Source organism: Streptomyces sp. NPDC088252 (genome assembly GCF_044740965.1).
GTDB lineage: Bacteria > Actinomycetota > Actinomycetes > Streptomycetales > Streptomycetaceae > Streptomyces.
In genome coordinates, this window is record NZ_JBIURS010000064.1 from 1 (window position 1) to 5,242 (window position 5,242).

A 5,242-nucleotide genomic window follows, 5' to 3' on the forward strand; every position below is an offset into this window, starting at 1 on the left:
GGGCGTGCGGGACATGGTCATCCGCGTCGGCCCCGTCCGCCCCGGACAGCTGGGCATCGTCGTCCCAGCGGCCGAACGGGCCGTCACGGCCGGGGCCGCTTGCAGCCAGGACGAGCGCACCGCCTAGGGATCAGCACACCACCGTACGAGGTGGTCCCGGAGACCACGGCTCAGGGAGTGCCCTCCGCGCCATACGGGGGTGCCGCCCACCCGTGCGGCACGATCCGAAGATGTCGCCAATCGAACGAATGAAGACAGGCTCGGCGGGCGTTCACCAGCAAGGCCGAGATCCACGCCCTGGACCGCGCCCTGGTCGTCGTCTCCGTCGACCCCGACGTCGGCGAGGCACTGCCCGGCGACTCCGCCGGCCCCCGGCTGCGCCAGTACACCGACGAAGTCGAGCGCGTACGCCCCCTGTACTGGGTTACCGCGTTGCGCACAATCGTGGTCGTCGCGTACATCGAGGTCTGACTCGCGAAGGAGTCGAAGCGTCCCTCCTTCAGCAGTTTTCCGCCAGCTGTGGCCTTGGAGGGTTCCGCACCGTGCTGGAGCGCCGCTGTTGCTCCTCTATGCCCAATGGCCCGCCGCGATCTCCCGGCTCACCGCCGACCACATCGAGGAGACAGGCGGAGCCGTCTGCATCCGCCTCGGCGCTGTCCCGGTCGAGCTTCCCGCACCCGTCGCAGAACTGGCCCTCCAACAGGTCGAGGGTCGCCGCAGCCATGCCGTCCTCGCCCGGACAGACCCGACCTGGCTATTCCCCGGAGGCCAGCCCGGCCGCCCGATCAGTGCCTGGGCCATGGGCGAACGACTCCGCAAACTCGGCATCCGGCTCGCGGAGGCCCGCTCAACCGCGCTGTTCCGGTTCGCCACCGAGCTGCCCGCCGCGGTCCTCGCCCGCACCCTCGGCATCGACATCACCGTCGCCGTCAAATGGCAGCGAGCCGCCGCCGGAGACCGGGGTGCCTATGCGGCCGAGGTCAGCCGACGGACCTCGACAACCTGACTCATGCACCGATGTCAGACCCCGCTGACATGCTCCGTCTCATGACGCGCGACACCATGCCCGACCTCGCCCAGGTCGCCAACGCCCACGAGGCCCCGCCCGAACTCCGACGCCAGCTGATCGACTGCTGGATCGCGGTCACCAACTCGGGCGGTGCCGCCGGGTTCCCGTTCCCGCCGGTCTGGGACGACGAGGTCGCACCGGTCACGGACAAGCTCCTCGGCCGTCTCCACCCACAACACAGCCGACTCATCACCGCCAGATGCGACGGCATTCTTGCTGGATGGGTCGTCCTCAACCGCGATCCCTACCGGCTCGTCGGGCACTGGGGCACGGTCAACCACCTTCAAACCCACCCCGACTATCGCGGGCGCGGTGTCGGCTCCGCCCTCATGCGTGAGCTGCGGAAGATCGCCCGTGACGAGCTGGGCCTCGAACAGATACATCTCGCGGCCCGCGGAAGCGAGGGACTGGAGGACTTCTACAGCCGACTCGGATGGCGCGAGGTCGGTCGCTGGCCCGGAGCTCTCCGCCTCTCGCCTGTCGACACCCGGGACGAGGTCCTGATGCTCCTCGATCCCCTCTGATTGCGGGGGTATTCCAAGAGTTCCAATACCCGACTCCACCATTACACGTGCAGCAGACCCGGGTCGAGGACGCCTGGGCCGCCGGGACCGAGCGGGCCGCGAAGCGGCTGGAAGGGCTGATCCGATGAGGTGGAACCTGCGGCTGACGGCCGCGAACAAGGGTATTTGGAAGGCGTCCGAACTCCAACGAAGCCTGGCCGAGCATGGATTGGTGATCTCGGCCGGGAAGATGTCCGGGCTGTGGTCCGGCCAGCCGGTCTCCCTCAAGCTGGAGGACCTGGACGTCATCTGCGTCGTGCTCGTGCTCGGCTGCGAGATCGGCGACCTGCTGATCCCCGAACCGGACAAGGTCACCCGGCCCGGCGAGGAGACCGTCCAACAGACGGCCGTTGCAGCGACGGGGCCCTCGGTTGTGCCCCGCCGCCGGGACGGGCGCTCGCTCCCGCCGATGTGATGGCCTACGTCCTGCCGGCGGGGAAGTGAAGGCGGCCGACCAGCTGCCCAGACTGCTTCGGCTGGGGCGTACTGCCCGGCCGCGCGTGCAGTGCGTGCCAGGGCTTCCGCCGCAACGACGAACCCTCCGAATGTGGCGGCTGCCGCCGGACGGTGCGGTTGAAGAAGGGCTACTGCCGCCTGTGCTGGCACCAGGCGAAGGAAGCCAAGGGCGAAGTCACCGTGCTGCAGCCCTACTTGGAGAAGGTGCGGTACCACCAGCTGTTCCTCATCAACCTGCACCGCCCACGGCAGCCCGGCCCTCCCATCGGCAGGAACGGGAGGCGCCGGGGACGCCCGCGGACTCCCGACCCCGCCCCGGTGCCGCCGCCGGCTTCCGGCTGGCGCCAGCCACCGCTGTTCGAGGCCCACCGTGACTTCACCGACTTCACCGACTTCACCGACTTCACCCGGTTCGACCGCCGGAAGCACGCGCGACTGGACAACCCCTGGCTGGCCTGGGCCCGGCATGTCGCGCACCGTCTCGGCGAGGCCCACGGCTGGCCCCGCCGAGTCCGCCTCGACGTCGACCGGGCCTTGGCCATCGTCCTGTCCGGCCACATGGCGGGCGAAGTCCTCCGGTACTCCGAGCTGTTCCCGGCCCTGCGATCACGGGGGCTCAGCGTCGAACGCACCGCGGAGGTGCTCGACCACGTCGGCATCTTCCACGACGACCGGCCCTCGTCGTTCGACCAGTGGCTGGAGCGCAAGTCCGACGGCCTCGCGGCCGGTATCCGCCGCGACGTCGAGGCGTGGGCCCGGCTCCTGCACGACGGCGGCCCTCGCTCGCACCCCCGGGACGTGCACACGGTCTGGGGCTACCTCAACCGAATCCGGCCCGTGCTGCTGGAATGGTCCAGCCGCTACGACCACCTGCGCGAGGTCGCCCGCGACGACATCCTCAGCCACCTGAGCACCGTTCACGGCTCGCAGCGCAAGCACACCCTGATCGCCCTGCGGTCGCTGTTCACCCGGGCGAAGAACAACGGCACGATCTTCAAGAACCCCACCAGTCGCATCCGGGTCGGCCAGCAGGAGCACGGCGTCATCCAGCCACTGGACCCCGGGCACGTCCAGTGAAGGCGAGCGGACGTCCCAGGGTGTCGCAGGCCAGGTGGGTCCTGCTGGTCAGGCCGCCCCGGGAGCGTCCGAGCGCAGGGCTGCGGAGGCACCTTTTCGGGCCCCGGCGGCGTGCTGGTGGGCCCGGACGGCCGTGGAGTCGACCGACACGAGCCAGTCGATGCCTCCGGCCGCGTCCGCTTTCGCCTGGGCGGCCTGGAGCATCCGCTCGAACGTGCCGTCCAGGGCCCACCGGCGAAATCGGGTGTGCAGCGTGGCCCACGGGCCGTACCGCTCAGGCACGTCCCGCCAGGCCACCCCGGTGCGGAACTTCCACACGATGCCGTTGAGCACGGTGCGGTCGTCCAACCGCTTCCGCCCCCGCAGCGACGGGGGCAGCAGCGGCCGGACGAACTCCCACTCGGCGTACGAAAGTTCATGGCGACGTATCACCCGACCATGATAGAAGACACGCCATCGCAGACCGCACATGACCAAGCACTACTAGATGATCAATTCCAAGGGATGCCTGCGGAGGGTGTGGGGTGGGCGGCGGCCGAAGCCACCGCGAGACGGTCAGGCGGCGGGCTGCCGGCCCTGGTTGTCGAGGTGGCAGTGGGCGGTCAGGCGTCAGGGTCGACTTCGGGGTGCGTGAACCGCACGGGCTTGCCCAGCGACCGGGCGTAGGCGATTTCGGCTCGGGTGCTGTCTCCGATGTAGTCGCCGACTACGAGCACCTCATCAGCGAGCCGGATCTTCGCCCGGTGCAGATCGTCGAGTCGAACCTTCAGCGCCTCGGCCTCGACAGGGTCGGACCAAAGTTCGTGCGGCGACTTCATGTCACAGCCCGGTTTGACGACAATCTTTCCGGCTTTGGTCTCCCGCAGATCGGCCTCGGTCATCTCGGTCATGAAGCGGGTGGAGCCGCAGATCACGACGATACGCGGGAGGCTCAACAGCTTCTTCGCGTCGGCGAGCTTCTCCTCGGGGGTGAGCAGTTGCGGGTATGACACTGGTTCCTCCTGGTGGTGTGCTCCAAGGGGTGCCTGCGGAGACGAGAACGAGGGTGTCCAAGATCGTTTTGTGACGAACGACGTGGACACCCTCGCGACAGCACTCTATGCGACGACCGACGACATGCTGAAGGAGCATCCCGACCTGGCGCCGTGGCGCCCGCCGGTCGGCATTACGCCCCGCCTGAGCGATGCCGAACTGGTCACCCTCGCCACGATGCAGGCCATACTCGGCTACACCTCCGAGGCCAAATGGCTCCGCGATGCCCGTGCCCACCTGCGCCACCTCTTCCCCTACCTGCCCCAGCAGCCCGGCTACAACAAGCGGCTGCGCAAGGCCGCCGGTCTGATGCGAAGCGTCAACCCGATCCTGGCCACCACCACCTCGGTGTGGAGCGACGACGTATGGGTCGTGGACTCCACCCCAATGAAATGCGGCCGCTCCCGCGAGACCGTCAAACGCTCCGACCTGGCAGGTTGGGCCGAATACGGCTACTGCGCCAGCCACAGCCGCTTCTTCTGGGGCCTGCGCCTGCACCTGGTCTGCACCCTTCAGGGCCTGCCCATCGCCTTCGCCCTGACCGGGGCCAAGGCCGACGAACGCGAGACCCTCCTTGACCTCCTGGCAGCCGAATGCGAGCTTCTGCGAGAGCGCCCTCGACAGACTCTCATCGGCGACAAGAACTACTTCGGCCGTGGTTTCGAACGCGAACTGTCCGAGCATGGACTTCAGTTGCTGCGGCCTGCCCGTCAAGGAGAACGGGAACGGCCTGGCGCAGCCCTGTTCAAGCCGCTGCGACAGGTCATCGAATCGATCAACGAGACCTTCAAGGGGCAGCTTGACCTCGAACGGCACCGGGGGCGCACGCCCAGAGGCGTCATGCAACGCATCCTCGCGCTGACCGCCGCGATCTGGCACAACGACGCCACCGGACAAACCGTTCTACGCTCACTGATCGCCTACGATCACTGACCCCTTGGAATAGATCATCTAGTAGTGCTTGGTCATGTTGGTGCGGGGTCTGGCATGTTGCGGTGACAGGTGGGGCAGGCGCCGGTCCAGATCGCGAGGAGTATCTGCAGCT

The 5,242-nt window shown here is 68.2% G+C and carries 6 protein-coding genes and 2 pseudogenes; 6 read left to right on the forward strand and 2 right to left on the reverse strand.

The features are described 5' to 3' along the window. Positions 1-273 precede the first annotated feature (273 nt). The 5 genes and pseudogenes from ACIOHC_RS43725 to ACIOHC_RS43745 all read left to right on the forward strand — a co-directional run. Positions 274-471, forward strand: a pseudogene (locus tag ACIOHC_RS43725) (hypothetical protein); the annotation flags it as partial. An 88-nt stretch (positions 472-559) separates the two neighbouring features. Continuing rightward, the gene (locus ACIOHC_RS43730) at positions 560-1,006 is read left to right on the forward strand and encodes a hypothetical protein (protein WP_401847018.1); all 447 of its coding nucleotides are present in this window, start codon (positions 560-562) and stop codon (positions 1,004-1,006) included. Between the two features lie 41 nt (positions 1,007-1,047). Next, entirely contained in the window at positions 1,048-1,593 is a 546-nt protein-coding gene (locus tag ACIOHC_RS43735) for a GNAT family N-acetyltransferase (protein ID WP_401847021.1), read from the forward strand. Between the two features lie 124 nt (positions 1,594-1,717). Next, entirely contained in the window at positions 1,718-2,047 is a 330-nt protein-coding gene (locus ACIOHC_RS43740) for a helix-turn-helix domain-containing protein (protein WP_401847024.1), read from the forward strand. A gap of 152 nt (positions 2,048-2,199) precedes the next feature. Beyond that, positions 2,200-3,165, forward strand: a complete 966-nt coding sequence (locus ACIOHC_RS43745; RefSeq protein WP_401847027.1) for a hypothetical protein — start codon at positions 2,200-2,202, stop codon at positions 3,163-3,165. On the opposite strand, the pseudogene ACIOHC_RS43750 reads toward ACIOHC_RS43745, so the two are convergent. Then, positions 3,161-3,636: pseudogene (locus ACIOHC_RS43750) on the reverse strand (IS5 family transposase); the annotation flags it as partial. The gene ACIOHC_RS43745 and the pseudogene ACIOHC_RS43750 sit on opposite strands and share 5 nt — an antisense overlap. A 131-nt stretch (positions 3,637-3,767) precedes the next feature. Continuing rightward, positions 3,768-4,157: a hypothetical protein gene (locus ACIOHC_RS43755; RefSeq protein ID WP_059420476.1), complete on the reverse strand. Its 390-nt coding sequence runs from the start codon at positions 4,155-4,157 to the stop codon at positions 3,768-3,770. Between the two features lie 70 nt (positions 4,158-4,227). On the opposite strand from ACIOHC_RS43755, the gene ACIOHC_RS43760 reads away from it, so the two are divergent. Continuing rightward, a complete protein-coding gene (locus ACIOHC_RS43760) occupies positions 4,228-5,130 on the forward strand; it encodes an IS982 family transposase (RefSeq protein WP_365694832.1) in 903 nt (300 codons plus the stop codon). Positions 5,131-5,242 lie beyond the last annotated feature (112 nt).

Coding starts and splice junctions, on each gene's coding strand:
- ACIOHC_RS43740 (WP_401847024.1), top strand. CDS start 1,718: ATGAGGTGGAACCTGCGGCTGACGGCCGCGAACAAGGGTATTTGGAAG.
- ACIOHC_RS43735 (WP_401847021.1), top strand. CDS start 1,048: ATGACGCGCGACACCATGCCCGACCTCGCCCAGGTCGCCAACGCCCAC.